The 26415-nt window shown below is 72.0% G+C and carries 21 protein-coding genes and 1 pseudogene; 13 read left to right on the plus strand and 9 right to left on the minus strand.

Annotated features, from left to right (window positions below; genetic code table 11):
* Positions 1–154: 154 nt before the first annotated feature.
* Positions 155–1403: pseudogene (locus ACIRPK_RS10860) on the minus strand (DUF692 family multinuclear iron-containing protein).
* Positions 1404–1624: 221 nt separating this feature from the next.
* Here ACIRPK_RS10860 and ACIRPK_RS10865 point away from each other — a divergent pair.
* Positions 1625–2536: a GNAT family N-acetyltransferase gene (locus tag ACIRPK_RS10865; RefSeq protein ID WP_403036018.1), complete on the plus strand. Its 912-nt coding sequence runs from the start codon at positions 1625–1627 to the stop codon at positions 2534–2536.
* Positions 2537–2557: 21 nt separating this feature from the next.
* Here ACIRPK_RS10865 and ACIRPK_RS10870 read toward each other — a convergent pair whose 3' ends face one another.
* From ACIRPK_RS10870 to ACIRPK_RS10890, 5 genes are all read right to left on the minus strand, one after another.
* A complete protein-coding gene (locus ACIRPK_RS10870) occupies positions 2558–4768 on the minus strand; it encodes a restriction endonuclease (RefSeq protein WP_403036021.1) in 2211 nt (736 codons plus the stop codon).
* 421 nt (positions 4769–5189) lie between these two features.
* Entirely contained in the window at positions 5190–5594 is a 405-nt protein-coding gene (gene msrB, locus ACIRPK_RS10875) for a peptide-methionine (R)-S-oxide reductase MsrB (RefSeq protein WP_403036024.1), read from the minus strand.
* 19 nt (positions 5595–5613) lie between these two features.
* The gene (gene murC, locus ACIRPK_RS10880) at positions 5614–6996 is read right to left on the minus strand and encodes a UDP-N-acetylmuramate--L-alanine ligase (RefSeq protein ID WP_403036356.1); all 1383 of its coding nucleotides are present in this window, start codon (positions 6994–6996) and stop codon (positions 5614–5616) included.
* A 113-nt stretch (positions 6997–7109) separates the two neighbouring features.
* Entirely contained in the window at positions 7110–7568 is a 459-nt protein-coding gene (locus ACIRPK_RS10885; RefSeq protein WP_403036027.1) for an indole-3-glycerol phosphate synthase, read from the minus strand.
* Between the two features lie 111 nt (positions 7569–7679).
* Complete coding sequence (locus ACIRPK_RS10890) at positions 7680–8462, minus strand: pyrimidine reductase family protein (RefSeq protein ID WP_403036029.1); 783 nt, start codon at positions 8460–8462, stop codon at positions 7680–7682.
* Here ACIRPK_RS10890 and zapE point away from each other — a divergent pair.
* The 9 genes from zapE (at position 8461) to ACIRPK_RS10935 (ending at position 18650) form a co-directional block, all read left to right on the plus strand.
* Positions 8461–9567: a cell division protein ZapE gene (gene zapE, locus ACIRPK_RS10895; protein ID WP_403036032.1), complete on the plus strand. Its 1107-nt coding sequence runs from the start codon at positions 8461–8463 to the stop codon at positions 9565–9567. The two genes, ACIRPK_RS10890 and zapE, sit on opposite strands and share 2 nt — an antisense overlap.
* 317 nt (positions 9568–9884) lie before the next feature.
* A complete protein-coding gene (locus tag ACIRPK_RS10900; RefSeq protein ID WP_403036035.1) occupies positions 9885–10484 on the plus strand; it encodes an RNA polymerase sigma factor in 600 nt (199 codons plus the stop codon).
* Complete coding sequence (locus ACIRPK_RS10905) at positions 10481–11308, plus strand: zf-HC2 domain-containing protein (RefSeq protein ID WP_403036038.1); 828 nt, start codon at positions 10481–10483, stop codon at positions 11306–11308. The genes ACIRPK_RS10900 and ACIRPK_RS10905 overlap by 4 nt, the downstream gene beginning before the upstream one ends.
* Before the next feature lie 20 nt (positions 11309–11328).
* Positions 11329–12138: an ABC transporter ATP-binding protein gene (locus tag ACIRPK_RS10910; RefSeq protein ID WP_403036041.1), complete on the plus strand. Its 810-nt coding sequence runs from the start codon at positions 11329–11331 to the stop codon at positions 12136–12138.
* Entirely contained in the window at positions 12135–13535 is a 1401-nt protein-coding gene (locus ACIRPK_RS10915; RefSeq protein WP_403036043.1) for a hypothetical protein, read from the plus strand. Before ACIRPK_RS10910 ends, ACIRPK_RS10915 begins: the two co-directional genes overlap by 4 nt.
* Positions 13532–14107: a hypothetical protein gene (locus ACIRPK_RS10920; protein WP_403036046.1), complete on the plus strand. Its 576-nt coding sequence runs from the start codon at positions 13532–13534 to the stop codon at positions 14105–14107. Before ACIRPK_RS10915 ends, ACIRPK_RS10920 begins: the two co-directional genes overlap by 4 nt.
* A 418-nt stretch (positions 14108–14525) precedes the next feature.
* The gene (gene uvrB, locus ACIRPK_RS10925) at positions 14526–16616 is read left to right on the plus strand and encodes an excinuclease ABC subunit UvrB (protein ID WP_403036049.1); all 2091 of its coding nucleotides are present in this window, start codon (positions 14526–14528) and stop codon (positions 16614–16616) included.
* 226 nt (positions 16617–16842) lie between these two features.
* Positions 16843–17421, plus strand: coding sequence for a TerD family protein (locus ACIRPK_RS10930; protein WP_403036052.1), 579 nt, complete (start codon positions 16843–16845; stop codon positions 17419–17421).
* A gap of 233 nt (positions 17422–17654) precedes the next feature.
* Positions 17655–18650 (plus strand): TerC family protein, encoded by a 996-nt coding sequence (locus tag ACIRPK_RS10935; RefSeq protein WP_403036055.1) that lies wholly within the window; start codon positions 17655–17657, stop codon positions 18648–18650.
* Between the two features lie 62 nt (positions 18651–18712).
* On the opposite strand, the gene ACIRPK_RS10940 is transcribed toward ACIRPK_RS10935, so the two are convergent.
* The 3 genes from ACIRPK_RS10940 to ACIRPK_RS10950 all read right to left on the minus strand — a co-directional run bounded on the left by ACIRPK_RS10940 (position 18713) and on the right by ACIRPK_RS10950 (position 21451).
* A complete protein-coding gene (locus ACIRPK_RS10940) occupies positions 18713–19672 on the minus strand; it encodes a TauD/TfdA dioxygenase family protein (RefSeq protein WP_403036057.1) in 960 nt (319 codons plus the stop codon).
* Between the two features lie 298 nt (positions 19673–19970).
* Positions 19971–20621 carry an MBL fold metallo-hydrolase gene (locus ACIRPK_RS10945; protein ID WP_403036060.1) on the minus strand — a complete coding sequence of 217 codons (651 nt, stop codon included), beginning with the start codon at positions 20619–20621 and terminating at the stop codon, positions 19971–19973.
* Positions 20622–20671: 50 nt separating this feature from the next.
* Entirely contained in the window at positions 20672–21451 is a 780-nt protein-coding gene (locus ACIRPK_RS10950) for a maleylpyruvate isomerase family mycothiol-dependent enzyme (RefSeq protein WP_403036061.1), read from the minus strand.
* 304 nt (positions 21452–21755) lie between these two features.
* Here ACIRPK_RS10950 and uvrA point away from each other — a divergent pair, with 304 nt between their 5' ends.
* The 3 genes from uvrA to ACIRPK_RS10965 all read left to right on the plus strand — a co-directional run bounded on the left by uvrA (position 21756) and on the right by ACIRPK_RS10965 (position 26410).
* The gene (gene uvrA / locus ACIRPK_RS10955; RefSeq protein WP_403036063.1) at positions 21756–24665 is read left to right on the plus strand and encodes an excinuclease ABC subunit UvrA; all 2910 of its coding nucleotides are present in this window, start codon (positions 21756–21758) and stop codon (positions 24663–24665) included.
* Positions 24666–24784: 119 nt separating this feature from the next.
* The gene (locus ACIRPK_RS10960) at positions 24785–25234 is read left to right on the plus strand and encodes a Rieske (2Fe-2S) protein (RefSeq protein WP_403036066.1); all 450 of its coding nucleotides are present in this window, start codon (positions 24785–24787) and stop codon (positions 25232–25234) included.
* Between the two features lie 147 nt (positions 25235–25381).
* Complete coding sequence (locus ACIRPK_RS10965; protein ID WP_403036068.1) at positions 25382–26410, plus strand: ArsR/SmtB family transcription factor; 1029 nt, start codon at positions 25382–25384, stop codon at positions 26408–26410.
* Positions 26411–26415 lie beyond the last annotated feature (5 nt).

Consider the following 26415-nt stretch of genomic DNA (forward strand, 5'->3'; position numbering starts at 1 on the left):
GTGGTCAGGCACTTTCGTAGTGACCCGAACGCCAGATCTCCTCGCAGTTCCCCGAGCCCCTGGGTCGTAGATGGGTGAGCGCCTGCCTACGGCGCAGCCCCGAGCCCTGGGTAGTGCGACTGAGCGCCCTGCAAAGGGTGCGCCCCGGCGCGGTTCAGCTGCGGTGCCACCAGCGTTGGGACGGGCCCTTCGGGCGGAGGTGGCGTTCCAGGGCGGGACGCCAGGTCGCGGTGGGTTCGGCGGTGAGGGCCCACTCCGCGAAGGCGCGGGCGTCGGTGCGGTAGCCCCCGGCCATCGGGTGGGCTGTGGCGTACCGCAGGAAGAGCGGGCCGTACTCGTGACCGAGGATCAGTTCCAGGGTGGGATCGACCCGGGAGACGGTGTCGCGCCGCTTCGCGGCCAGGCCGTGGATCTGGACCCGGACCCGCTGCTCGTCGAAGCCGGCCGGGACCGGTCCGCCGGCCACCAGTGCTGTGAGCAACTCGCCCTGGCGACGGGCAAGTTCGGCGCGGGCCAGCACCAGCTCCGGATCGCCGGTCCTGATCAGGTACTCGTCGTGCTCAGACATGGTGCGGCGCCCCTTCCAGGACCCGGCGGATCGCGTCCAGCTCACCCGCCAGCTCGGCGGGCGGCGGGAAGTTGTCGTCCCGCTCCAGCAGTACGCCGGGCGGTACCGCCCGGGCGCGGAGTTCGGCCAGTACGGCCAGCACCGGTTCGGTGACCGGGTGGGCGTGGGTGTCGTGCCAGACGCCGTCCCGTTCGACGCCGCCCGCGACGTGCACGTAGGCGAGCGCCTCCAGCGGGAGGCGGTCCAGTTCGGCGGCCACGTCCAGGCCGAGGTTGACCCGGTTGGTGTGCAGGTTGGCCACGTCGATCAGCAGCCGTACGCCGGTCCGTTCGACCAGCTCGGCCAGGAACTCGCCCTCGGTCAGCTCGTCCTCGGGCCAGCCGAAGTGGGCCGCGATGTTCTCCAGGGCGAGCGGCACCGGCAGCTCCTGCTGGGCGATCCTGATGTTCTCGGCGATCACCCGCAGCGCGTCCCGCGAGCGCGGGACGGGCAGCAGGTGCCCGGCCTCCAGGCCGCCGGCCCGGACGAACGCCAGGTGCTCGGTGACCAGCGGTGCGCCGAGCGCGGTGGCGGTCACCGCGAGTCGCTCCAGCCGGGCCCGGTCCGGGAGTTCGGCTCCGCCGAGGCCGAGCGCGACCCCGTGCGGGACCACCTGGACGCCGCGCTCGCGCAGCACCCGCAGCGACTCGGGCAGCAGGCCGGCCCGGAGCTCGTCCGGGCAGAGGTTCTCGGCGACCACCTCGACCCAGTCCAGGCCGGGCAGCCGCTCGACCAGGGTGTCGATCTCGGAGCGCCAGCCGAGGCCGACCCCGAGTGCGAGTGCGGTTGAAGTCATCCGACGCCCCCTTCGGAGGGCTCGCCGGAGAGTCCGGCGGAGTGTGGTCTTCGGGCGGAACCGGCGGCGTCCTCGCGCGCCGTCCCGTTGCTAGAGGGTGTATCCCCGGGGGCTCGGTGCCAACCCGGGAACGGCATTCTCAGAGCTGAACTTGAGCTTTCTTCAGCCCAGCGGAATATTCAGTGGCCGGGGGGCGGACGGCACCTTACGGTGAGCGTCCCATGACGCTGATCATCCGTGATTTCCGCCCCTCCGACGCCGAGGCCGCAGCGGCCTCCTACAGCGCCGGCCGCCCGCACCTGATGGTCACCCCGGCGGCCGTCCGCCACCAGGTCGCCAGTGCCGCGCCCGAGCAGCACTACCGTTTGCTGGTGGGCGAGTTGGACGGTGCGGTGGTCGGCTCCGGGCGGGTCGGCGTGCACGCGTCCAGCGGTGCCGAGGGGCTGGGCTTCGCCAATCTGAGCGTCCTGCCGGCGGCCCGGCGCAAGGGCGTCGCGACGGCCCTGCTGGCCGTCGCCGAGGAGCACCTGGCCGGGCACGGGGCGACCCGGATCCGGGCCTGGGTGGACGACGAGCCGACCGCCGTGGCCTTCGCCGAGAAGCACGGCTTCGAGCGCGGCCGCTGCGCCCACTTCGCCCACCTGGACCTGACCGCGCCACTGCCCCCGGTGCCGGAGCCGCCCGCGGTCGAACTGCGCACCGCCGCCGACTACCTCGACGACCCGCGCCCGCTCTACCTGGTCGACATCGAGGGCTCCCAGGACGAGCCGGGTGACGTCGACCTGTCGGACCTGAGCTACGAGGAGTGGGTCGCCGAGGTCTGGGAGCACCCGGACCTGGACCGCGAGCTCACCACCGTCGTGGTGGCGGACGGCCGGGCGGTCGCCTTCAGCGCGGTGCACAGCGACGGCGGCACCCGGTACTGGTCCGCCTTCACCACCGCCTCGGCCGGGTACCGGGGCCGGGGCCTGGCCAAGCTGGCCAAGACCGACTCGCTGCACCGGGCCCGGGCCCGTGGGCACACCGACGCGTACACCAACAACGACGCCACCAACGCGCCGATGCTGGCCATCAACGACTGGCTCGGCTACCGGCGTTGCGCGAGCGAGTGGGTGTACCTCAAGCAGCTCTGAGCCGAGCAGCTCGAAGGCGGGTCAGCCGACGTCCACCCCGTGGGCGCGGGCCAGGCCCGCCAGGCCGTCCGACCAGCCCTGGCCGACCGCGCGGAGCTTCCAGCCGCCCCGGTGCCGGTAGAACTCGGCGACCAGCATCGCCGACACCTCCGGGTCGGCCGGCGGCCGGAAGGTCCAGGCCGAGCCGTCCGCCGCGCTCACCGACAGCCGGGCCGCCCGGAGTTCGCCGCAGGTCGCCGAACCGTCGGTGTCCATGGTGACCGAGACCGCCACCCGCTCGACCGCCGTGGGCAGCGCCGTCAACCGCACCGTGGCGCTCTCGCCGTGCCCGTCCGGCCCGTCCAGCTCCTTCGGACCGAGCGTCACCGCGCCGTCGGCGGCGGACGGTTGGTGGTAGAAGACGAAATCCTGGTCGTCCCGCACGGTGCCGGCCGCGGTGAGCAGCAGCAGGGTCAGGTCGGTCTCGGGCCCGGCGGCGTCGAAGCGCACCGAGAGCTCGGCCGCCGCCGGCTCCGGCAGTGACGCGTTCTGTCCGGGCAGCAGCTCGACCGGCTCCGGTCGGGGGAGCAGGACGGTCGGCTCCTGGCCCGGCAGTCCGAGCTCCTCCCGCGGCAGCAGCACGGTCGGGGCGGCCGGCCCCGCGCCCGGGGTGCCGCCGAGCCGGCCGGCCAGGCCGTGCTCCCGGAGCAGCCCGACCAGCATCGGCCCGTCCACCAGGGTCAGCGGTTTGCCCTCGACCCAGCGGTACGAGTCGGGGCCGAACCCGGAGGTGGTGACCAAGATGCCCTTGGTGGCGCCGTGGTGGACCCGAGTGGCGTCCAGATCGCGCACGGCGGTCGGGTCGACCGTCCGGCGGTAGCGCTTCGCCTGGATGACGATCTGACCACCCGTCACCGGATCCGGGTCCTCGGCGATCACGTCGACGCCCTGGTCCCCGCTCCGGGCGGTGGTCCTGGTGCGGAAGCCGCGCCGCCGGAACAGCTCGGCGATCAGCTCCTCGAAGGCGATCGGGTCCAGCTCGAACAGATCGGGGTCGTCCTCGGCGTCCTGCCGGTGGTCGGCGTACCCGCCGGTGTCGGCGGCCAGCCGGTCGGTGGGCACCGGCTCCAGCTTCTCCGGCCGGGCCGACAGCCGGCCGCGCAGCCCGTCCAGCAGGCAGTCGACCGGGGCCACCCGGTCCAGCGCGACCGCCCGGAACTCCTCCCGACGGACCGTCACCGCGACCAGGTACCGCTGCTCGTCCCGCCCGCTGGCCGGATCGGTGCCCTCGACGTAGCCGTTCAGGACCACCGAGGCGAGCAGTTCACCCTGATCCGCCCGGAACAGCTCGGCGAGCACCCGCAGCGCGCACTGGGCCAGCAGCTCGCGGTAGAGCGCCTTGCGCTCACCGGCGGGCCTGGCGACCTCCGCCTCGCGGTCGTCGCTCTTCACGTAGCGCACCCGGGCGACCGCAGGGACGCAGTCGGGCCCCGGCAGCTCCCAGTCCACCACCAGCTGCCGGGCGGACGGGTCCCAGCCGAGCGCGCCGTCGCAGGGGAACTCCTCCGGCCAGTTCTCCCGGGCCCGCAGCACCGTCTCGAACAGCTCCACCACCGCGTCGGGCGCCCCGGCGGCCAGGTCGGCGGTGAGCCGGGCGGCCTGCCGGGACCGGTCGGCGGCCAGCCGGTGGTTCTCCGCCACCCAGGCGTCGTACTGCGCCCGGTAGTCCGCCAGCCGGCGCAGCCGCTCGTCCTCGGCCTGCCTGGCGCCGTACCAGTCCTGCTCGAACCGCGCCCTGGCCTGGGCGGCCTGCTGGTCGTACTGCTGCCGGGCGACCGGGTTCAGCGCCTGCAGACCGGTCGGCTGGGGCACCAGGTAGTGGCCCTGGTCCGGCATCGCCACCGGGCGGCCGAGCGGCCCGGGGTCGAACGGCGGGGGCCGGAACGCGACCTGTGGCTCCGTCAGCCGGAACGGCCGGCCGGCCAGACCGGTGGCCAGCACCGACCGCAGCCGGGCCACCTGCTCGTCCAGCTCCGCCGTCCGCCGGGCGGCGTCGCCCTCCCGGCCCTGCTGGTACGCCCGCAGCGCCGCACGCTCGCCCTGCGCGGCGGCGCGCTGCGCCTCCCGCTGGGCCCGCTCGTACTGGCGCTGCGCGGCGGCCGCGGCCCGGTGCCTGGCCTCCTGCTCGCGGGCCTGTTGGCGCTGCGCCTCGGCGATCATGGCCAGTACCCCGTGGCTCCGCTGCCTGGCCATGACCGTCCCTTCCCCACCTGACTGTTGATCAAGTCTGGCACGGGCGGCGGACACGCAGAAGGCCCGGGGCGGTGCTGTTGTGCGGCTCCGCCGCGTGGGCGACGCCGCACTTTTTGGCAGGTGGTCAGCCGGCTACGGAGTCAGGGGCTCGGGGTTGCGCTGTTGTGCGGCTCCGCCGCCGTCCTTTTGGCAGGTGCTTCGGCATCTACGGTCCAGGGGCTCGGGGAACTGCGACGCCGGCCTCGGAAAAGGTCACCGTTGCAGAGGCGGTCAGGCACTTTCGCAGTGACCCGCACGCCAGATCTCCTCGCCCACGCGGCGGAGCCGCACGTCAGCAGAGCCCCGAGCCCCTGACCGGTAGCTGCCCGGGCGCCTGCCTACAGCGCAGCCCCGAGCACCTGGGCAGTGCCTGCCTACAGGGCTACTCCGTCGGACGGAGCGTCAGCGAGATGCTGTTGATGCAGTACCGCTGATCGGTCGGGGTGTCGTAGCCCTCGCCCTCGAAGACGTGGCCCAGGTGACCGCCGCAGCGGGCGCACCGGACCTCGACCCGGCGGGTGCCGAGCGTGTTGTCCTCGATGTACTGGACCCGGTCCTCGGCCAGCGGTGAGTAGTAGGACGGCCAGCCGCAGTGGCTGTCGAACTTGGTCTCGCTGCTGAACAGCTCGGCCCCGCAGGCCCGGCAGCCGTACACGCCGACGGTCTTGGTGTCGGTGTACTCGCCGACGTACGGACGCTCCGTCCCGGCCTCGCGCAGTACGTGGTACTCGGCGGGGCTGAGCTGCTCGCGCCACTCGGCGTCGGTCTTCTCGATCTCGTAGCTCACGGTCGCTCCTCCAGATGGGTCAGGCAGAGGGTGCAACGCCCGCGAGGCACGCCACGATTTCCGGCCCCAGGTTGGTCACGTCGCCGGCACCCATGGTGAGCAGCAGATCGCCGGGGCGGGCCAGTCCGGCGAGCACCCCGGGGGCGGCGGCGAAGATGTGCTCGGCCCGCACGTCGGCGCCGGCCCGGCGGGCCGCGTCGATGATCAGCTCGCTGGTGACGCCGGGGACCGGGTCCTCCCGGGCGGGGTAGATGTCCAGCACCACCGAGGCGTCGGCCAGCGCCAGCGCCTGCCCCATCTCCTCGGCCAGCTGCTGGGTCCGGCTGAACAGGTGCGGCTGGAAGACCACCAGCACCCGCCCCTCGGTGGCCTCCCGGATCGCCTCCAGGTCGGCCACCATCTCGGTCGGGTGGTGCGCGTAGGAGTCGATCACCTGGACCCCGCCGGCCTCGCCCTTGAGCTGCAGCCGCCGCCGGACCCCGGTGTACGCGCCGAGTGCCTTGGCCAGCTCGGCGGCCGGGACGCCCAGGGCGACCCCGGCGGCCAGCGCGGCCACCGCGTTGTGCGCGTAGTGCCGGCCCGGCACCGAGACGGTGAAGGTCAGTTCGGCACCGTCGATCAGCACGGTGACCTCGCTGGTCATCCCGTGCGGACGGACCGCGAGCACCCGGACGTCGGCGTCCTCGGCCGCGCCGTAGGTCACCACCCGGAGCCCGCCCAGCCCGCGCACCCGGCCGGTCAGCTCCCGGGCGCCCTCCTGGTCGGCCGAGACCACCAGGGTGCCGCCGGGCACGATCCGGCCGACGAAGGTCTCGAACGACTCGTGGATCTCGTCCATCGAGGCGTAGTTGGCGTGGTGGTCCAGCTCCACGTTGAGGATGATCGCCACCTCGGGCGCGTACTTGTGGAAGCTGCGGTCGCTCTCGTCCGCCTCCGCCACGAAGATCTCGCCGGCCCCGTGGTGGGCGTTCGAGCCCGGCGCGTCCAGGTCGCCGCCGATCGCGTACGAGGGCTCCAGGCCCAGTTCGGCCAGGCTGACCGCGAGCATCGAGGTGGTGGTGGTCTTGCCGTGCGTCCCGGCCACCGCGAGCGCCCGGCGGCCGCCCATCAGCGCGGCCAGCGCGTCCGAGCGGTGCACCACCGGGATGCCGCGCTCGCGGGCGGCGGCCAGCTCCGGGTTGTCGGCCCGGATCGCGCTGGAGACCACCACGCTGCTCACCCCGGCCGGGACGTTCTCGGCCGCGTGGCCGACCGCGACCCGGGCGCCGAGCTCCCGCAGCGCGAGCACGGTCTCGGACTCCTTGGCGTCGCTGCCGGAGACCCGGGCGCCGCGCACCGCGAGGATCTTCGCCAGTCCGGACATGCCCGCGCCACCGATGCCGATGAAGTGCGGGGCGTGCAGGTCGTGGGCGGCGTCGTTCAAGGAGGTCTCCGTACCTGGGGGGATTCGGGGCAAGGACGAATCGTCCTCGCGGGCGTTCCGCAAGGACGATTCTGCACTACCGACGGTGCGGCTCAGGAGTCGCTGGCGAACAGCTTGAGCACCGGGACGCCCACCTTGTGCCGGGCCCGGGAGGCCCAGTCGCGGTGGAAGAACTCCTCCACGAAGTGCGGCGAGGTCAGCACCAGCACCTCGTCCGCCCCGGTCTCCTCGACCACGGCGCGCACCTTGTCCAGCGGGTGCTCCGCGACCACCTCGCCGACCGCCTCGGCGCCCGCCGCCCGCAGGTGGCGCAGGCTGTGCTCCAGTGACTCGCCTGCCAGGGTGGGGTGTTCGCTCTCGTCGTGCTCGTGCACCGCCTTGTCGAGATGGCCGAGTGCCACGTCGTCGAGTGCGCGGAGCAGTTCGTCCTGCTTGCCGCGCGGTTGCATCAGGACGACGAAGGAGACCTTCTCCTCGCCGTGGAGCGTGGTGACCAGCTCCACGTCGGCGTCGGAGAGCGCCTTTTCGATCATCAGTACGGTCTTGAACACGTGAGTCCCTTCGCAGTTGCAGGCCCCCGGGTCCGGTGTCCCTTCCCATAGTGCCCGGAGGATGCTTTCCTCACGCTGCGCACGCGCCACATGGGCCACGTGCGAGTCGGATCACAGGGAAGAGCGGGATGGTCCGGTCGGCCGCAGGTAACGGGTGAAGAGGAAACCTTTCTGCTCGATCAATGAGACCAGCCGCATCGACTGCGTGTCAGACATTTCCGCATTGTGGAGGATTCGTGGTGCCTCGCCCCCCGTGAGCAACGGGGCCAGCGAGAGACACAGCTCGTCCAGCAGCCCGGCCGCGGTGAGCTGCCCCAGCAGCCGGGGCCCACCCTCCGTCAACTGTCTGGTCCAGCCCCGCTCGGCGAGCGCCGCCAGTGCGGTCGGCAGGTCCACCGACTCCTCGCCCGCGACGATCAGGTCGGCCACCTTCGCCACCTCGCGGCGGGCCTCGGCGGGGGAGTCCTCGGTGGTGATCACCACCGTCCGGACCACCGGCTCGGTGAACAACGGCGTGCTCAGGGCCAGTCCGAGGCTCCGGCTGACCACCGCGATCGCCGGCGCGGGCCGCTGCCCGGCCGCCGCCCTCGCCGCCGCGAACCCGGCCCGCGCCCGCGCGGGCCGGTACCCCTCGGCCCGGACCGTCTCGGCCCCCACCAGCACCACGTCGCTGAGCGCCCGGAGCACCCCGAAGATCCGCTTGTCGGCATCCCCCGACAGCCCCTCGGAGAGCCCCTCCAGCCGGGCCCCGCCGTCCAGCCCGGACACCATGTTCGCCCGCAGCCACGGCAGCCCGTGGTTCACCTGGTCGGGGTACGCGTAGACCTCGGCGAGCGCCTCCAGGGAGTGGAGATCGTCACGCGGGTTGCCGGTGGGACTGATCAGCTGCTGCATGAGTTCGAGTCTTCCACGGGCAGTACCCTCTACTAACGTGCCCGCTGCCTCCCGCCCCGATGCCATAACGACCGCGACGTCGTCCGCGAACCCGATCGCGCTCACCGACCGCCGACCGGTGGTCCCGGCCGAGCGCCTGGTCGCCGAGATGGTTCCGCCGCCGCGTTTCGCCGGTGTCAGTTTCGGCAGCTACCTGCCCGACCCGACCCAGCCCAGCCAGTACGAGGCGGTCCAGGTCCTGGAGGAGTTCGCGGCCGGCATCTCGGCCGCCGCCACCCCGGCCAAGAAGGGCTGGTTCCGCCGGGCGGCCCCCGCCCCGGCCGGCCCCGCCGGGGTCTACCTGGACGGCGGCTACGGCGTCGGCAAGACCCACCTGCTCGCCTCGCTCTGGCACGCCACCCCCGGGCCGAAGGCGTTCGGCACCTTCGTCGAGCTGACCAACCTGGTCGGTGCGCTCGGCTTCCAGCAGGCGGTCCAGACCCTCTCGGGCCACCGGCTGCTCTGCATCGACGAGTTCGAGCTCGACGACCCGGGCGACACCGTGCTGGTCTCCACCCTGCTCGGCCGCCTGGTGGAGAACGGCGTCAAGCTCTGCGCCACCTCCAACACGCTGCCCGAGAAGCTCGGCGAGGGCCGGTTCGCCTCCGCCGACTTCCTGCGCGAGATCCAGGGCCTGTCGGCCCACTTCCGCCCGCTCCGGATCGACGGCCAGGACTACCGCCACCGCGGCCTCCCCGCCGCCCCGCCGCCGTACACCGACGAGACCGTCACCGAGCGCGCCGCCGGCACCCCGGGGGCCTCTCTCGACGACTTCGACGCGCTGCTGGAGCACCTGAAGGCCGTCCACCCCAGCCGCTACGGTGCCCTGCTCGACGACGTCGGGGCGGTCTTCCTGCGCGGCGTCCACCAGGTCGACGACCAGTCCACCGCGCTGCGCCTGGTGGTGCTCGCCGACCGGATGTACGACCGCGAGCTGCCGATCACCGCCTCCGGCCTGCCGTTCGACCAGGTCTTCCCGCCCGAACTGCTCAAGGGCGGCTACCGCAAGAAGTACCTCCGGGCGATCTCCCGCCTGGTCGCGCTGGCCCGCGACAGCGCCGCCTAGAGCCCTCCGGGCGGGTGGTCGGCAGGTGGTTCGGGAGAGTCAGGGGCTCGGGGAACTGCGACGCCGGCCTCGTTCAAGGTGATCGCTGCGTGGGTGGTCAGGGACTTTCGCAGTGACCCGAGCGCCAGATCTCCTCGCAGTTCCCCGAGCCCCTGGGTAGTAGACGGCTGAGCGCCTGCCTACAGTGCAGCCCCGAGCCCCTGGGTAGTCGACGGCTGAGCGCCTGCCGAGGGCGCAGCCCCCGAGCCCCTGGGTGGTCGACCGTTGAGCGCCTGCCTACGGCGCAGCCCCGAGCCCCTGTGACGCAGGTCACCCCGATGGAAGAACCCGCAGGCAGGATCGGGCGTCTGGCTGGTGTGAGAACACGCAGGAGAGCACTGGACGAGCTGGACGAGGAACGCCTCCTCCGGCTGGTCGCGAAAGGCGACCGAGCGGCGTTCGACGAGCTGTACCGGCGCACGTCCCCCTGGCTCGCCGTGCGGCTGCGCCGCCGCTGCGCGGACGAGCAGATCGTCGCCGAGGTGATGCAGGAGACCTACCTGGCGGTCTGGCGCGCGGCCGGCGCGTTCGCCGGAAGCGCGGTCGGCGGCTCCGCCGTCGGCTGGCTGTGGACGATCGCGGCCCGCCGCCTCGTCGACGCGTTCCGGCGCCGCGCCCACCACGCCGAACCGCCGGTCGCCGCCGCCGAGCGGGCCGTGGTGCCCGCGGCCGAGGACGAGGTGCTCGACGGGACCGTCGGCGGTGACGTCGGTGACGCCCTGCGGCGGCTGGCGCCGGAACTCCGGCAGGTACTCCAGGCCACCGTGCTCGACGGGCTCTCCGTCCGGGAGACCGCCGTCCTGCTCAGACTGCCCGAAGGCACGGTCAAGACCCGTGCCCGCCGGGCCCGGATCGCTATGCGGGAGGCACTGGCATGAGCGCGGAGCATGCGTCGAAGCGCTTGATCGACGACTACGCGGGTGGGCGGACGGAACTGCCCGCGGACACGCTGTGGGCGCTGGAGGCCCATCTGGAGGGGTGCCCGGAGTGCCGGGGCCGCCTGGCGGCCTCGGTGGCCACCGAGGCCCCCGGCCTGGCCGCCCTGGTCGACACCGTCCGGGCCGGGCTCGAACCGCAGCTGGTCGCGGTCGCCCGGGCACCGGCCTGGCGTCGGCGTCCGAGGTGGGTGTCGGCCTGGCTGACACCGGCGATGGCTCCGTGGCTGGCGATGACCGTCGCAGTCACGCTGGTCGCGCTGCTGCTGGACGAGGCCGGGCCGCTGGACTTCTTCGGCGGCACCCCGTTGCTGTCGCTGGTCGCCCCCGTGCTGCCGCTGTGCGCGGTCGCCGCCTCGTGGTCGCGTGCCCTGGACCCGGCGCACGAACTGACCGCCTCCACCGCCCGAGCCGGCCTGCCGCTGCTGCTCAGACGGACCGTCTCGGTCCTGGTGGTGGTCCTCCCGCTGCTCCTGGCGGTGGGCCGGCTGACCGGGACCATGACGGCCGCTCAGTGGCTGCTGCCCGCCCTGGCGTTCACGTCCGCGGCCCTGGCGCTGGGCAGCGTGATCGGGGTGACCCGGGCCGCCGCCGCGCTGGTGGCCGGCTGGGGCGCCGTGATCGCGGTGTCCACCTGGGCCACCGACGGCTCACCGCTCGTCCTGCGGTCCGGACAACTGCCCCTGTGGGGGCTGGTCCTCGCGCTCGGCTGCGGCGCCGTGATCGCCCGAAGAGGCGCGTACGCGGTGCCGCGCAACCATCGTTGACCCTCGAAAGGGACCCTCGCATGACACGCACGACGGGCGCGACCGACCTCGCGCCGAGGACCTACGCCTGGCAGATCCGGGCCGCCGGCCTGCAGGTACGGGCCGGACGGACCAAGATGGCCGTCGACGGGCTCGACCTCTCGCTCGGCATCGGTGCCCACGGCCTGCTGGGCCCGAACGGGGCCGGCAAGACCACCCTGATCCGCGCCCTGGCCACCGTGCTGCGCCCGGCGGGCGGTGAGCTCGAACTGCTCGGCCACCCCATGGGCGGGCTGGGCGACCTCCGGGCGCTGCGCCGCCGGATCGGGTACCTGCCGCAGGAGTTCGGCTACTACAAGCGCTTCACGGTGCGTGAGTTCGTCGAGTACATGGCCTGGTTGAAGGAGGTCCCGAAGCGGGAGATCCCCGGAGCCGTCCAGCGCGCCGTCGAACGGGTCGGGCTGGCGGACTGCGCCGACCACCGGATGAAGACCCTGTCCGGCGGCATGGTCCGCCGGGCCGGCATCGCCCAGGCCATCGTCAACGACCCCGACCTGCTGCTGCTGGACGAGCCGACGGCCGGGCTGGACCCGGCCCAGCGGATGCGCTTCCGCGAGCTGCTCCAGGAGCTGGGCCGGGAGGCCTGCGTGGTGGTCTCCACCCACCTGGTCGAGGACGTCGCGGCCGCCTGCTCCGACGTGGTGCTGTTCGCCGACGGGCGCCTGGTCTACCAGGGCACCCCGGAGGTGCTGGCCGCGGCCGGCGGCCCCGAACACCCCGGCGACAGCCCGCTCGAGCGCGGCTACTCGGCGCTGCTCAGCCACTCCGAGCAGCCGGGAGGCTCCTGGTGAACGGACGTGTGCTGGGCATCGAACTGCGGCGCTCCGCCGCCCCGTGGGCCGGGATCCTGGTCCTGGCCGGCAGTCTGGCGATCTTCTGCCTGATCGACGCCGTCTGGTGGCGGGGTACCGCCGGCTGGACGGCCCAGTGGACCTCGATGGCCCTGTGGACCAGGAGCCTGCTGAGCTTCTGGTGGCCGCTGGTGGTGGGCCTCGGGGCGCTGTACGGGCTGCGCGACGCGCGCTCCCGGACGAGCGAACTGCTGACCACCACCCCGCGACCGGCCTGGCAACGGGCGGCGCTGCCGGCCGGTGCGACGGCGCTCGCGCTGGCGGTGGGCTTCGGCCTGCTGGTCCTGGTCGGCGGGATCCTGGTGGCCGTCAAGGGCACCGGGTACCTGCCGCTCGGCTGGCTGCCGATCTCACTGGTGGCGGCGCTGGGCCTGGTGGCCGGTGCCCTGTTCGGGATGGGCGTGGCGCGGGTGCTGCCCTCCGTCCTCACCCCGCCGGCCCTGGCCGTGGGTGTCCTCGCGCTGACGGCCATGTTCCTGCGGCAGAACGCCGAGGGGGAGGTGCCGACTGGCCCGGGGCCGAACCGGCTCGCCCAGCTGTCACCGGCGACCGTGGCCCCCCGGGAGATGCTGCTGACCCTGTCCGGCTCGGTGCACCTCGGCCAGACGGTCTGGCTGCTCGGCCTGCTCGCCACCGGCTTCGCGCTGCTGGCGGCCGCGTCCCGCCGGGCCAGGCTGCTCGCGCTGACCCCCGTCCTGGCCGGTGCCGCACTGGCCCTGCTGGTCCTGCCGAGCGACCCGCGCGACACCTACGTGATCGACCGGACCGCCGCGAGCCTGGTCTGTGACGGCCCGGTCTGCGTGACCGAGGCGAACCGGTACCGCCTCGCCGAGCTCGCCCCCCGCGGCAAGGAGGCGCTGGCCGTGCTGCGGAACGTCCTGGGCGACCGGGCACCCGACGCGGTGCGGGAGGACACCGCGCTGCGCGCGCTCGGCGAGGACCGGCCCGTCACCGCCGGCGTGGTGCTGGTCGACTTCGACGAGACGGTGATCGCCAAGGCCACCGGCAAGGACCTGACCAGGGCCCTGATCGCCCAGGGCCTGGCGCCGAACTGCCACGGTCACAGCCCCTGGGAGGGCGGTGGCACGGAGGACGTCGCCATCCAGGGCCTCGCCGCCAGCTGGGCGCTCGGCGAGCCCCGCCCCGTCCCGCTGGAGCAGCCGGGCGACGACGAGTACGCCCGCCGGACCTGGTCCGAGGCCGAGGCCGCCTGGACGAAGCTGACGGCCGCGCCGTCCGCCGAGCAGCGCACCCGGATCGTCCGGGTGCGGGACGCCGCCGTCTCCTGCGAGCGGAACCTGCTGCTGCCGGTGCTGGCCGGGGAGGCGACCCGATGAGGTGGCTGACCCTGTACGCGCGCTCCCGCCAACTGCCGCTCTCGGCCGCCCTGGTCCTGTTCGGCGCCCTGCTGGCCCGGGTCCTCGCCGACGGCGGCGACGACGGCACGGGGGACGTGCCGCTCGCCATCCTGCTCCTCACCGCGAACGTGACGGCCGCCACCATCGGTCTGGCCGGGCAGGACGCCGCGCTCGACCGCACGGCCGCGATCCGCTGGGTCCTCCGGCGGGCGGTGCACGTGCTGCTGATCGGGGCGTTCGCCGCCGCGGTGCTGCTGGCGGTCCAGGCGGCCGGTCCGGAACTCGCCGCCACCACCCTGGTGGTCCGGGATGCCGCAGGTCTGGTCGGCCTGGCCGCACTCGGCGCGACGGCGTTCGGCGCCGTCTACGCCTGGATCCCGCCAACCTGCTGGCTGGCCTTCACCTACCTCGTCCCGACGCTGCCCGGCGTCGCGGGCGAGGTGGGCAACTGGATGCTCCTGTCCCCGGCCACCACGGTCTCCGCCGGGACCCCCTGGGCCCTCCTGGCGGCCGGCACCCTCCTGTACGCCCTGGTCGGCCCGCGCCGCTGACCTTTTTTGAAGGGCGTTCGGCAGCTACGGTCAGGGGCTCGGGCTCTGCTGGTGTGCGGCTCCGCCGCGTGGGCGGCGCCGGCCTTTTGCAGGTGGCTCGGGCAGCTACGGTCAGGGGCTCGGGGAACTGCGACGCCGGCCTCGGAAGAGGTCACGCGTGCGTAGGTGGTCAGGCACTTTCGCAGTGACCCGAGCGCCAGATCTCCTCGCAGTTCCCCGAGCCCCTGACCGTAGATGCTCGGGCGCCTGCCTACAGCGCAGCCCCGAGCCCCTGACCGCAGCTGCCCGAGCGCCTGCCTAGAACGCAGCCCCGAGCCCCTGACCGTAGCTGCTCGGGCGCCTGCCCAGAACGCAGCCCCGAGCGCCCGCACAGGCAACTGCGAGTCAGTTGTCGGTGCGGAGTCGTACCGTGGACTGCGTGCGTCCCATCACGAGTATCGAGCGGTCCGTGGCGCCCTTCGAGGTCGTCAGCCCCTACCAGCCCAGCGGTGACCAGCCGGCGGCCATCGCCGAGCTGGAGCGCCGCATCCGCGCAGGCGAGAAGGACGTCGTCCTGCTCGGTGCCACCGGCACCGGCAAGTCGGCGACCACCGCCTGGATGATCGAGAAGTTGCAACGCCCCACCCTGGTGATGGCGCCGAACAAGACGCTGGCCGCCCAGCTCGCCAACGAGTTCCGCGAACTGCTGCCGAACAACGCGGTCGAGTACTTCGTCTCGTACTACGACTACTACCAGCCCGAGGCGTACGTCCCGCAGACGGACACCTACATCGAGAAGGACTCCTCGATCAACGAGGAGGTCGAGCGGCTGCGCCACTCCGCGACCAACAGCCTGCTCACCCGCCGCGACGTGATCGTGGTCGCCTCGGTCTCCTGCATCTACGGCCTCGGCACCCCGCAGGAGTACGTCGACCGGATGACCCAGCTGCACGTCGGCGAGGAGGTCGACCGGGACGCGCTGCTGCGTCGGTTCGTGGACATGCAGTACACCCGCAACGACATCGCGTTCAGCCGGGGCACCTTCCGGGTCCGGGGCGACACCATCGAGATCTTCCCGGTCTACGAGGAGCTCGCGGTCCGGATCGAGATGTTCGGCGACGAGATCGAGGCGCTCTACACGCTGCACCCGCTGACCGGCGAGATCATCAGCCAGGACCAGTCGATGTACGTCTTCCCGGCCTCGCACTACGTGGCCGGCCCGGAGCGGCTGGAGCGCTCGGTCAACGACATCGAGAAGGAGCTGGAGGAGCGGCTGGCCGTGCTGGAGAAGCAGGGCAAGCTGCTGGAGGCCCAGCGGCTGCGCATGCGCACCACGTACGACCTGGAGATGCTCCGGCAGATCGGCAGCTGCTCCGGCATCGAGAACTACTCGATGCACTTCGACGGCCGCTCGCCCGGCTCCCCGCCGAACACGCTGATGGACTACTTCCCGGAGGACTTCCTCCTGGTGATCGACGAGTCGCACGTGACGGTCCCGCAGATCGGCGCGATGTACGAGGGCGACGCCTCCCGCAAGCGCTCGCTGGTGGACCACGGCTTCCGGCTGCCGTCCGCGCTGGACAACCGCCCGCTCAAGTGGGAGGAGTTCCTGGAGCGGGTCGGGCAGACGGTCTACCTGTCGGCCACCCCCGGCAAGTTCGAGCTGGCACGGGGCGAGGGCACGGTGCAGCAGATCATCCGTCCGACCGGCCTGATCGACCCCGAGGTGATCGTCAAGCCGACGGAGGGTCAGATCGACGACCTGGTGCACGAGATCCGCAAGCGGATCGAGAAGGACGAGCGGATCCTGGTCACCACCCTCACCAAGAAGATGTCCGAGGACCTGACCGACTACCTGCTCGGCCTGGACATCAAGGTCCAGTACCTGCACAGCGATGTGGACACGCTGCGCCGGATCGAGCTGCTGCGCGAGCTGCGGGCGGGCAAGTTCGACGTGCTGGTCGGCATCAACCTGCTCCGCGAGGGCCTCGACCTGCCCGAGGTCTCGCTGGTGGCGATCCTGGACGCGGACAAGGAGGGCTTCCTGCGCTCCGGCACCTCGCTGATCCAGACCATCGGCCGTGCGGCCCGTAACGTCTCCGGCCAGGTGCACATGTACGCGGACCGGATCACGCCCTCGATGGAGCTGGCGATCGGCGAGACCAACCGGCGCCGGATCGTGCAGCAGGAGTACAACACCAAGCACGGGATCGACCCGCAGCCGCTCCGGAAGAAGATCGGCGACATCCTGGACACCCTCTCCCGGGAGGACCTGGACACCGAGGAGCTGCTCGCCACCGGGTACCGGCAGGGCGGCAAGGGCAAGGCCGCGGTGCCGGCGCTCGGCGCCGGCCGCAAGCCGGCCAAGAGCCTGCCCGCCGCCGAGCTGGCCGATCTGATCCAGCAGTTCACCGACCGGATGCACGCGGCTGCCGCCGACCTCCAGTTCGAGCTCGCGGCCCGGCTGCGGGACGAGATCGGCGAGCTCAAGAAGGAACTCCGGCAGATGCGCGAGGCCGGGATGGCCTAGCCGAGGGCACCCCTCAGACAGCCCCTGGCACAGCGCCTGCTACCCCGTGGCCCGAGTCGTGATCCGCGCCACGGGGTAGTCCTTTGCAGGGGGCCGGTGCCCGCAGGCTCTAGGGTGGTCCGTGGGCAAAGCCCGTGCAGGGGGCCTCGGCCGGGGGACGGCAAGGGGGTGTTCCGCCGTTGCGTCGGTCCGGGTGTGGCCGGGGCTGAGGAGAGAGGGCAGTTTCGTGTCGGTGCATCTGACCAAGGGACAGCGGGTCAGTCTTCAGAAGAGTTCGGGGGAGTCGCTCACGGTCGTCCGGATGGGGCTGGGGTGGAAGGCCGCGCCCAAGCGCGGGCTGTTCGGCTCCCGGACCAGGCAGATCGACCTGGATGCCTCGGCCCTGTTGTACGCCGAGCGCACCCCGTCCGACGTGGTGTTCTTCCAGCACCTGAACAGCAACGACGGCTCGGTCCGGCACACCGGGGACAACCTGGTCGGCGGGGCGGGCTCGGAGGACGACGAGTCGATCCTGGTCGACCTGGCCCAGGTGCCGGCCCACATCACCCAGGTGGTGTTCACCGTCAGCTCGTACACCGGGCAGAGCTTCGCCGAGGTCCAGCAGGCGCACTGCCGGCTGGTGGACGAGAGCACCGACCAGGAGCTGGCCCGCTACGAGCTGACCGGCGGCGGTCCGCACACCGGGCAGATCATGGCCAAGGTCTACCGGGACGGCACCGGAGGCTGGGGCATGCAGGCGATCGGTGCTCCGGCGAAGGCACGGACGTTCCAGGACATGCTGCCCGCGATCGAGCCGTACCTCTGAACCTCCGACCAGCGGCTCAGGGGTCGCTCTTTACCTTCTTTACCTTCTCTTGGGTTTTCTGTTAGGCTCGGCGGCAGCGGAGGGGAGTATTCCCCCGCAGCGTTCCCGTCATCACGGTCGCCGTCGTCGGCGCCCCGGGGCGCTGGTCCGATCCGGCCGAGCGTGGCCGACGGGCGGAAGAGACCTCCGGCAGTGACGATGTGTGTCTCGCCTACCTGCCGGAGGAGCAGCTAGTGGACGTTTCCGTAGGTCTTTGGGTCGGCACGATCGGGGTCCTGATCGCCCTGGTCGTCGCCGACTTCTTCATCGGTGGCCGAAAGCCGCACGAGGTCTCCATCAAGGAGGCCGGGGTCTGGACCACGGTCTGGGTCGCCCTGGCCGTGATCTTCGGCGGGTTCCTCTGGTGGTACGGCGGCTCGCAGCCCGCCGGTGAGTTCTTCGCCGGGTACATCACCGAGAAGTCGTTGAGCGTCGACAACCTCTTCGTCTTCATCCTGATCATGGGCAAGTTCGCGGTGCCCCGGATCTACCAGCAGCGCGTGCTGATGGTCGGCGTGATCATCGCGCTGGTGCTCCGCGCGGTCTTCATCGCCGGTGGTGCCGCGCTGGTCTCCGAGTTCTCCTGGGTCTTCTACATCTTCGGAGCCTTCCTGATCTGGACGGCGTACAAGCTGGTCGCGGAGGCGATGGGGGACGACGAGGAGGAGGAGTTCGAGGAGAACCGCCTGCTCAAGTCGATCGAGAAGCGCTTCCCGTCGACGGACAAGTACCACGGCACCAAGCTGACGATCAAGCAGAACGGCAAGCGGCTGATGACGCCGATGCTGATCGTGATGCTCGCGATCGGCACCACCGACGTGCTGTTCGCGCTGGACTCGATCCCGGCGATCTTCGGCCTGACCCAGGACCCGTACATCGTGTTCACCGCCAACGCCTTCGCGCTGATGGGTCTGCGCCAGCTGTACTTCCTGATCGGCGGTCTGCTGAAGAAGCTGGTGCACCTCAGCTACGGCCTGTCGGTGATCCTCGGCTTCATCGGCGTGAAGCTGGTGCTGCACGCGCTGCACGAGAGCGGCGTGCACGTCCCCGAGATCGGCATCCCGCTCTCGCTCGGCGTCATCGGCGGCGTGCTGGTGATCACCACCATCACCAGCCTGATGGCCTCCCGCAAGCAGGAGGCGGCCGAGGCCGCGGCCCAGAAGGACGAGAGGGACGAGATCGACGCCTGACGTCCGATCACGAACGGGGCGCCCCCGGACCGACCGGTCCGGGGGCGCCCCTGTTCGCGTGCTCAGCCGTTCAGCGCCGCCGCCTCCAGCTGCTCGGCCGGCACCAGACCGGCCACGGCCGGGGGCTCGGTCGGCTCGAGCAGCCGGCTCGGGGTGCCGTCCACGCCGACCGGCAGGTCGCCGTCCAGGGTGATCCGGCGGACCAGCCGGGGCTGGTCGCCGTAGTCGTTGACGGCGTAGTGCTGGGTGGCCCGGTTGTCCCAGATCACCACGTCGCCGACCTGCCAGTCCCAGCGGACGGTGTTCTCCAGCCGCTCCACGTAGCGCTGGAACAGCTCCAGCAGCGCCCGGCTGTCGGCGCCCGAGACACCCACGATGCGCTGCGCGAAGGCGCCCAGCAGCAGGCTCTTCTCGCCGGTCACCGGGTGCACCCGGACCACCGGGTGCTCGGTCTTGAACGCGGTGGAGACGAAGACCTGCCGGAACAGCGCGGCGATCTCCTTGTTGTCGGCCAGCTCGGGGGTGAGCGCCAGCGAGGCCGCGTAGTCGTAGTCGTTGGTGTGCACCGCCCGCAGGCTCTCGGCCAGCGCCTTGAGCGGCGCGGGCAGGTCGGCGTACGCGGCGGCGGTGTTGGCCCAGACCGTGGAGCCACCGGCCTCCGGCAGCTCCAGCGACCGCAGGACGGACGCCTTCGGGTAGGACGGCACGAAGGTCACGTCGGTGTGCCAGTTGTTGGCGCGGACGCCCTTGGTGGCGTCCAGCTCGAAGATGTACCGGCCGTCCGCGCTCGGCACCGTCGGGTGCCCCACCGGGTGGCCGAGCAACCGGGCGAACGCCTCGTGCCCGGCGTCGTCCAGGTGCCGCTGGCCCCGGAAGAACAGCACCTTGTGCCGGTACAGCGCGCTCTTGATCGCGGCCACGGTCTCCGGGTCGAGCGATCCGCTCAGCTCGAGGTCGTGCACGACGGCACCGATCCGGCCGGCGGCGGGAGTGAGACGAAGGTCGATGGCGGCGGTGGTCATGGCTGTCCTCCAGAACAGGGTGCGGAACAACTCCCGCCCCGGGCAGCCGAATCGGGCCCGGGCGGGTGGGGGAGAAGAACGAATGCGAGGTCAGACGGCGAACGGACTGCGGCGACAACAGCAGCCGGTACGGGGAAGCGGACAGCGGCGGGTCATCGTCTTCCCCTCTCGTCAGGCGGTTCGAATTGCGTTCATCGTTCCGCACCCGTCTGGCAGCGGTGTTGCGGCGGTATGAAAATCTCCCGGCCGATGCGGAAGGCCCGCTCCCCGGTGGGGGAACGGGCCTTCCGCATCGGGGTCACCAGCCGCGTTCGCGCCACTCCGGCAGGTGGGGGCGCTCGGTGCCGAGCGTGGTGTCGTTGCCGTGGCCCGGGTAGACCCAGGTCTCGTCCGGGAGCACGAAGAGCTTCTCGGTGACGTCCCGGTACAGGCTGTCGAAGGCCGCCGGGTCCTTCCAGGTGTTGCCCACCCCGCCGGGGAACAGGCAGTCCCCGGTGAACAGGTGCGGGTGGCCCTGCGGGTCGTCGTAGACCAGCACGATCGCGCCGGGGGTGTGCCCGACCAGGTGACGGACGGTCAGCTCGACCTGGCCGACCCGGACGGTGTCGCCGTCGTCCAGCAGCCGGTCGGTCGGGACCGCGATGCCGGGCGCGTCGATCCGGCCGGCCGCCGTCCGGGCACCGGTGGCGGCGACCACCTCGGCCAGCGCGCCCCAGTGGTCGCCGTGCTGGTGGGTGGTGACCACGGTGGCCAGCTGCGCGCCGACCGACTCCAGCAGCACCGGGGCGTCCGCCGCCGCGTCGATCAGCAGCTGCTCGTCGGTGGCGCGGCAGCGCAGCAGGTAGGCGTTGTTCTCGTACGGGCCGACCGCGATCTTGGTGATGATCAGATGGGCCAGCTCCCGCACGTCCGGCGGGCCGCCGACCTTCACCGCTCCGTGGTACGTCATCGCGCCGCTGCTCCTCGCTCGTACTTGTCCTGAAGCGCCATCATCTCCCCTCAGCCCATCGGCGGGAGCTCCGGCAGGGCGGAGTGGTCCAGCTTGGCGCCGTCGCGGCGGACCACCAGGCCGGTGCCGTCCGAGCGACCGGACAGCCAGGCGGTCAGCCCCCGGACCGGGCCCTCGACGGCGAGCTGCGCCGGGCCGTCGCCCAGGGTGGCCCGCCGGTCGGTGTCGGTGGCCGTCAGGGTGAGCGTCGGCAGGCCCTCGACCTTGGCGAACTGCTCAGCCAGCCGGGCGAGTTCCTGCTCGGCGAAGCCGGTCGGCCACTGCCGGGGGGTGTAGTCGGCGCCGAGGTCGACCAGGTGGTACTCGATCTCCATCTGCCGCTTCGTCGGCAGCTCGTGGGCCGGGAAGAGGTAGCCGGAGCGGTGCCGGATCTGCACCGTCCAGGCCTCGTCGGGCAGCAGCGCGGCGGCCGCGACGAAGCGCTCGTGGCTGGCCGCGAGGTCGGCCAGCTGCTCGGCCAGCGGGCGCGGCGCGCCGAGCGCGATTTCCTCGTCCCGGGCGGTGGGGGAGGCGTACTGCGGGATCTCCCGGCCGGTCCGGGCGCCGGTCAGCAGGTTGACCAGCGAGTCGGCGTTCCGGGCCAGGTGGGTCAGCACGTGCCCCTTGGTCCAGCCGGGCAGCGCGGACGGCTCGCCGACCGCCTCGGGGGTGAGGCCGCCGGTCTCCCGCAGCAGGGTCGCGGTGGACTCCTCGACGGAGCGCAGCCCGGCGGCCGCGAGCGCCGCCGCGCGGTCGGCGGCAGTGCCGGAGTCGGTGGTGGAGTCGGTCATGTTGCGGCCTCCGAATCGGTGTGCTGTCGGGCGTTGCCCCGAGGGGGCGTGGCTCGTTGACATCGTGACGGTACCGGGCTGCCCGGCGCTGAACAGGGGGTTTTCCGGCTGGATTCGGGCCGGGGCCCGGGCGGCCGTCACCCGATCGGGTGGACTCGGCTGGACAGGCTCGATATTCGAACGCCTGAGCTAGTAGGCTGACTGGCGCACACTGGAAGAATTCACCCGATTGCGCTTGTTGGTCCCAGCAGTGGGCCACGCAGCCCTTCCCAGCCACCTCCCCCGGAGAAAGGCGCCAGAAGCAGTGGCCGACCGCCTCATCATCCGCGGTGCTCGCGAGCACAACCTCAAGAACGTCTCGCTGGACCTGCCGCGGGATTCCCTCATCGTCTTCACCGGCCTCTCCGGCTCCGGCAAGTCCTCGCTCGCCTTCGACACGATCTTCGCGGAGGGCCAGCGCCGCTACGTCGAGTCGCTCTCCTCCTACGCTCGCCAGTTCCTCGGCCAGATGGACAAGCCCGACGTCGACTTCATCGAGGGCCTCTCCCCGGCCGTCTCGATCGACCAGAAGTCCACCAACCGCAATCCGCGCTCGACCGTCGGCACCATCACCGAGGTCTACGACTACCTCCGGCTGCTGTTCGCCCGGATCGGCAAGCCGCACTGCCCGCACTGCGCCCGCCCGATCGCCAAGCAGTCCCCGCAGGCGATCGTCGACCGGGTGCTGGAGCTCAAGGAGGGCACCCGGTTCCAGGTGCTCAGCCCGGTGGTCCGGGAGCGCAAGGGCGAGTTCGTCGACCTCTTCGCCGACCTCCAGTCCAAGGGGTACGCGCGCGCCCGGGTGGACGGCGTCACCGTCCAGCTGACCGAGCCGCCGACGCTGAAGAAGCAGGAGAAGCACACCATCGAGGTGGTCATCGACCGCCTGACGGTCAAGGAGAGCGCCAAGCGCCGCCTGACCGACTCGGTGGAGACCGCGCTCAAGCTGGCCGGCGGCATGGTGGTGCTCGACTTCGTCGACCTCCCCGAGGAGGATCCGGAGCGCGAGCGGATGTACTCCGAGCACCTCTACTGCCCGTACGACGACGTCTCCTTCGAGGAGCTGGAGCCGCGCTCGTTCTCCTTCAACTCCCCCTTCGGCGCCTGCCCCGACTGCTCGGGCCTGGGCAACCGGATGGAGGTCGACCCGGAGCTGGTGATCCCGGACGAGGAGAAGTCGCTCGACGAGGGCGCCATCCACCCGTGGTCCCAGGGCCACACCAAGGAGTACTTCCAGCGCCTCACCGACGCGCTCTCCGGCGAGCTGGGCTTCCGCACCGACATCCCCTGGGCCGGGCTGCCGCAGCGCGCCAAGAAGGCGTTGCTGTACGGGCACAAGACCCAGGTCGAGGTCCGCTACAACAACCGCTACGGGCGCGAGCGTTCGTACACCGCGCCGTTCGAGGGCGCGATCCCGTTCGTGACCCGGCGGCACTCCGAGTCGGAGAGCGACAGCAGCCGGGAGCGCTTCGAGGGCTACATGCGCGAGGTGCCCTGCCCGACCTGCCGGGGCACCCGGCTCAAGCCGGTGATCCTGGCGGTCACCGTCCTCGACAAGTCGATCGCCGACGTCTCCGCGATGTCGATCGCCGACTGCGCCGAGTTCCTCGGCGCGATGAAGCTCAACGCGCGGGACAAGCAGATCGCCGAGCGGGTGCTCAAGGAGGTCAACGAGCGGCTCCGCTTCCTGGTCGACGTCGGTCTCGACTACCTCTCGCTGAACCGCGCGGCCGGCACCCTGTCCGGCGGCGAGGCCCAGCGGATCCGGCTGGCCACCCAGATCGGCTCCGGCCTGGTCGGCGTGCTCTACGTGCTGGACGAGCCCTCGATCGGTCTGCACCAGCGGGACAACCACCGGCTGATCGAGACTCTGGTCCGGCTCCGCGACATCGGCAACACGCTGATCGTGGTCGAGCACGACGAGGACACCATCAAGACCGCGGACTGGGTGGTCGACATCGGCCCCGGCGCCGGTGAGCACGGCGGCAAGGTGGTGCACTCCGGTTCGCTCAAGGAGCTGCTCACCAACGAGGAGTCGATCACCGGCCAGTACCTCTCCGGCCGGCGCGCGATCCCGACCCCCGAGATCCGCCGCCCGCGCGACAAGAAGCGGCAGATCATCGTGCACGGCGCCCGCGAGCACAACCTGCGGGACGTCACGGTGGCCTTCCCGCTGGGCACCTTCACGGCGATCACCGGGGTGTCGGGCTCGGGCAAGTCGACGCTCGTCAACGACATCCTCTACACCCACCTGGCCCGGGAGTTGAACGGGGCGCGCAGCGTCCCCGGCCGGCACACCCGGGTCACCGGCACCGACCTGGTCGACAAGGTCGTGCACGTGGACCAGTCGCCGATCGGCCGCACCCCGCGCTCCAACCCCGCGACGTACACCGGCGTCTTCGACAACGTCCGCAAGCTGTTCGCGGAGACCCAGGAGGCCAAGGTCCGGGGCTACCTGCCCGGCCGGTTCTCCTTCAACGTCAAGGGCGGCCGCTGCGAGCACTGCTCCGGTGACGGCACCATCAAGATCGAGATGAACTTCCTGCCCGACGTCTACGTCCCCTGCGAGGTCTGCCACGGCGCCCGCTACAACCGGGAGACGCTGGAGGTGCACTACAAGGGTAAGTCCATCGCCGAGGTGCTGGACATGCCGATCGAGGAGGGCATGCACTTCTTCGAGGCGGTCCCCGCGATCCACCGTCACCTGCGCACGCTGAACGACGTCGGCCTCGGGTACGTCCGGCTCGGCCAGTCCGCACCGACGCTTTCCGGCGGTGAGGCGCAGCGCGTCAAGCTCGCCTCCGAGCTGCAGAAGCGTTCCACCGGGCGGACGGTCTACGTGCTCGACGAGCCCACCACCGGCCTGCACTTCGAGGACATCAGCAAGCTGATCAAGGTGCTGGACGGTCTGGTCGAGAAGGGCAACACGGTCATCGTCATCGAGCACAACCTCGATGTGATCAAGACCGCCGACTGGGTCGTCGACATGGGCCCCGAGGGCGGCAGCGGCGGCGGCATGGTGGTCGCCGAGGGCACCCCGGAGGAGGTGGCCGCCGTCCCGGCGAGCCACACCGGCAAGTTCCTCCGCGAGATCCTGGCGGGCCGGGTCTCGGACGCGGCGGCCCCGGCTCCGGCCAAGGCCCCGCGGAAGCGGGCTGCCGCGAAGAAGAAGTAGCACCACTCCGGCGGGAGCCGTCGTACCGGGTCACCCCGGTACGACGGCTCCCTCGGTTTCCCCGCATAGACTGCGGCCGGTTCCGCCCGTACCGTCCACCTGCTGAGGGAGCGTCACCGATGACCGAGTCCACCCCCGCACCCACCCGCCGGACCGTGCTCTGCGGCGCGGCCGCCGTCCTGGCCGCCGGCGGGGGCGCCGTCGCGGTGACCGGCTGCGGTTCGTCCGCCTCCTCCGACGGCGGGTCCGGCGGCGGGTCCGGCGGTGCCGCGGCCGCCCCGGTGACGGTCGGTGCCGCGGCCGACGTGCCGGTCGGCGGCGGCAAGGTCTACCGGGACGCCAAGATCGTCATCACCCAGCCGACCGAGGGCCAGTACAAGGCGTTCAGTGCCAAGTGCACCCACGCCGGCTGCATCGTGGACCAGGTCAAGGACGCCCAGATCCAGTGCCCCTGCCACGCCAGCCACTTCGCGGTCGCGGACGGCGCGGTCACCGCGGGGCCGGCCCCGAGCCCGCTGCCGGCCTACCAGGTGACCCTGAAGGACGGTGCCTTCCAGGTGACCAAGTAGGCCGCGCGCGAACGGGCGGTTCCCCGGTGCCCGGACCCCCGTACCGGGCACCGGCACCTGAGGATCATCCTGCGGGGTGGATCCGGGTGGGGGACAGGGTTTCAGGGGTGCCTTAAAGGTGCAGCCTGAAACGGACGGGGGGAAGCCGTGTTACGTGTCCATCTGACCACCGACGATCTGCTCCGGGTCCGGGTCGCGCCTTCGGTCGGGCCGCTGGCCGAGGCTTACCACAGCCTGGAGGCGCTGACCGGGCCGGGCGGCTGGGCCCAGTTCAGGCCCTGGCGGCAGAAGTTCGGCGGCAGCCGGCTGGTCGAGACGATCCGCCCGCTGGCCTCGCTGATCCCCGGCCCCGGCCCCTGCTTCGACCTGGGGGCGCTGACCGGCACCGGCTCCTCCGTCGAGCAGGGCATCGAGCAACTGCTCGGCGCTCCGGACGAGCTGGTCCGGCTGGAGCTGGGCAACATCTCGGCCCCGCAGGCCGACCCGCGCTGGATCCGGTCCCTCATGGAGGGTGACCTGACCGCCCGTCGGCAGCTGGCCGACGCGGTGGCGGCCTGCCACCGCTTCACCGTCGGTCCGTACTGGGGCCGGATCCAGGCCCACTTGGACGCCGTCCGGGCCGACCTGGCCCGCACGCTGCTGAGCGGCGGGGTGGAGCAGCTGCTCGGCACCTTCTGCGCCCCGACCATCCGCTGGCGGTCACCGGTGCTGGAGATCCGGTACCCGGAGGCGGTGGAGGTGCACCTCGGCGGCCGGGGGCTGGTGCTGGCCCCGATGGTCTTCCTGGCCGATCCGCCGGTGCTGCTGACCGACTCGCTGGACAAGGACGCCCCGGCGGTGCTGGCCTTCCCCACCCTCCGGGACCCGCTGGTCGGCGCCCGGCTGTGGAGCGAGGACCCGGCCGCCCGCCAGTCGCTCACCGCGCTGCTCGGCCGAACCAGGGCGGCCGCCCTGGAGATCGTCACCGAGGGCTGCACCACCACCGAGCTGGCCCGCCGCCTCAACGTCTCCCCGGCCTCGGCCAGCCAGCACGCCACGGTGCTGCGCAACGCCAACCTGATCACCACTCAGCGCCGGGGCGGCGCGGTGCTGCACACCGTCACCCCGCTCGGCGTCGAGCTGCTCAACCGGACGGTCGGCGGCCCGGCCCCGGCGGCCGCCCGGTTCAGCGCCTAGGGCCT

The organism is Kitasatospora sp. NPDC101801, from assembly GCF_044766665.1.
GTDB lineage: Bacteria > Actinomycetota > Actinomycetes > Streptomycetales > Streptomycetaceae > Kitasatospora.

Excerpts from the sequence above, each read along its gene's own strand:
- ACIRPK_RS10865 (WP_403036018.1), top strand. The coding sequence starts at position 1,625 with ATGACGCTGATCATCCGTGATTTCCGCCCCTCCGACGCCGAGGCCGCA.
- ACIRPK_RS10870 (WP_403036021.1), bottom strand. The coding sequence starts at position 4,768 with ATGGCCAGGCAGCGGAGCCACGGGGTACTGGCCATGATCGCCGAGGCG.
- zapE (WP_403036032.1), top strand. The coding sequence starts at position 8,461 with ATGAGTTCGAGTCTTCCACGGGCAGTACCCTCTACTAACGTGCCCGCT.
- ACIRPK_RS10890 (WP_403036029.1), bottom strand. The coding sequence starts at position 8,462 with ATGCAGCAGCTGATCAGTCCCACCGGCAACCCGCGTGACGATCTCCAC.
- ACIRPK_RS10900 (WP_403036035.1), top strand. The coding sequence starts at position 9,885 with ATGGAAGAACCCGCAGGCAGGATCGGGCGTCTGGCTGGTGTGAGAACA.
- ACIRPK_RS10905 (WP_403036038.1), top strand. The coding sequence starts at position 10,481 with ATGAGCGCGGAGCATGCGTCGAAGCGCTTGATCGACGACTACGCGGGT.
- ACIRPK_RS10910 (WP_403036041.1), top strand. The coding sequence starts at position 11,329 with ATGACACGCACGACGGGCGCGACCGACCTCGCGCCGAGGACCTACGCC.
- ACIRPK_RS10920 (WP_403036046.1), top strand. The coding sequence starts at position 13,532 with ATGAGGTGGCTGACCCTGTACGCGCGCTCCCGCCAACTGCCGCTCTCG.
- ACIRPK_RS10940 (WP_403036057.1), bottom strand. The coding sequence starts at position 19,672 with ATGACCACCGCCGCCATCGACCTTCGTCTCACTCCCGCCGCCGGCCGG.
- ACIRPK_RS10945 (WP_403036060.1), bottom strand. The coding sequence starts at position 20,621 with ATGACGTACCACGGAGCGGTGAAGGTCGGCGGCCCGCCGGACGTGCGG.
- ACIRPK_RS10950 (WP_403036061.1), bottom strand. The coding sequence starts at position 21,451 with ATGACCGACTCCACCACCGACTCCGGCACTGCCGCCGACCGCGCGGCG.
- ACIRPK_RS10960 (WP_403036066.1), top strand. The coding sequence starts at position 24,785 with ATGACCGAGTCCACCCCCGCACCCACCCGCCGGACCGTGCTCTGCGGC.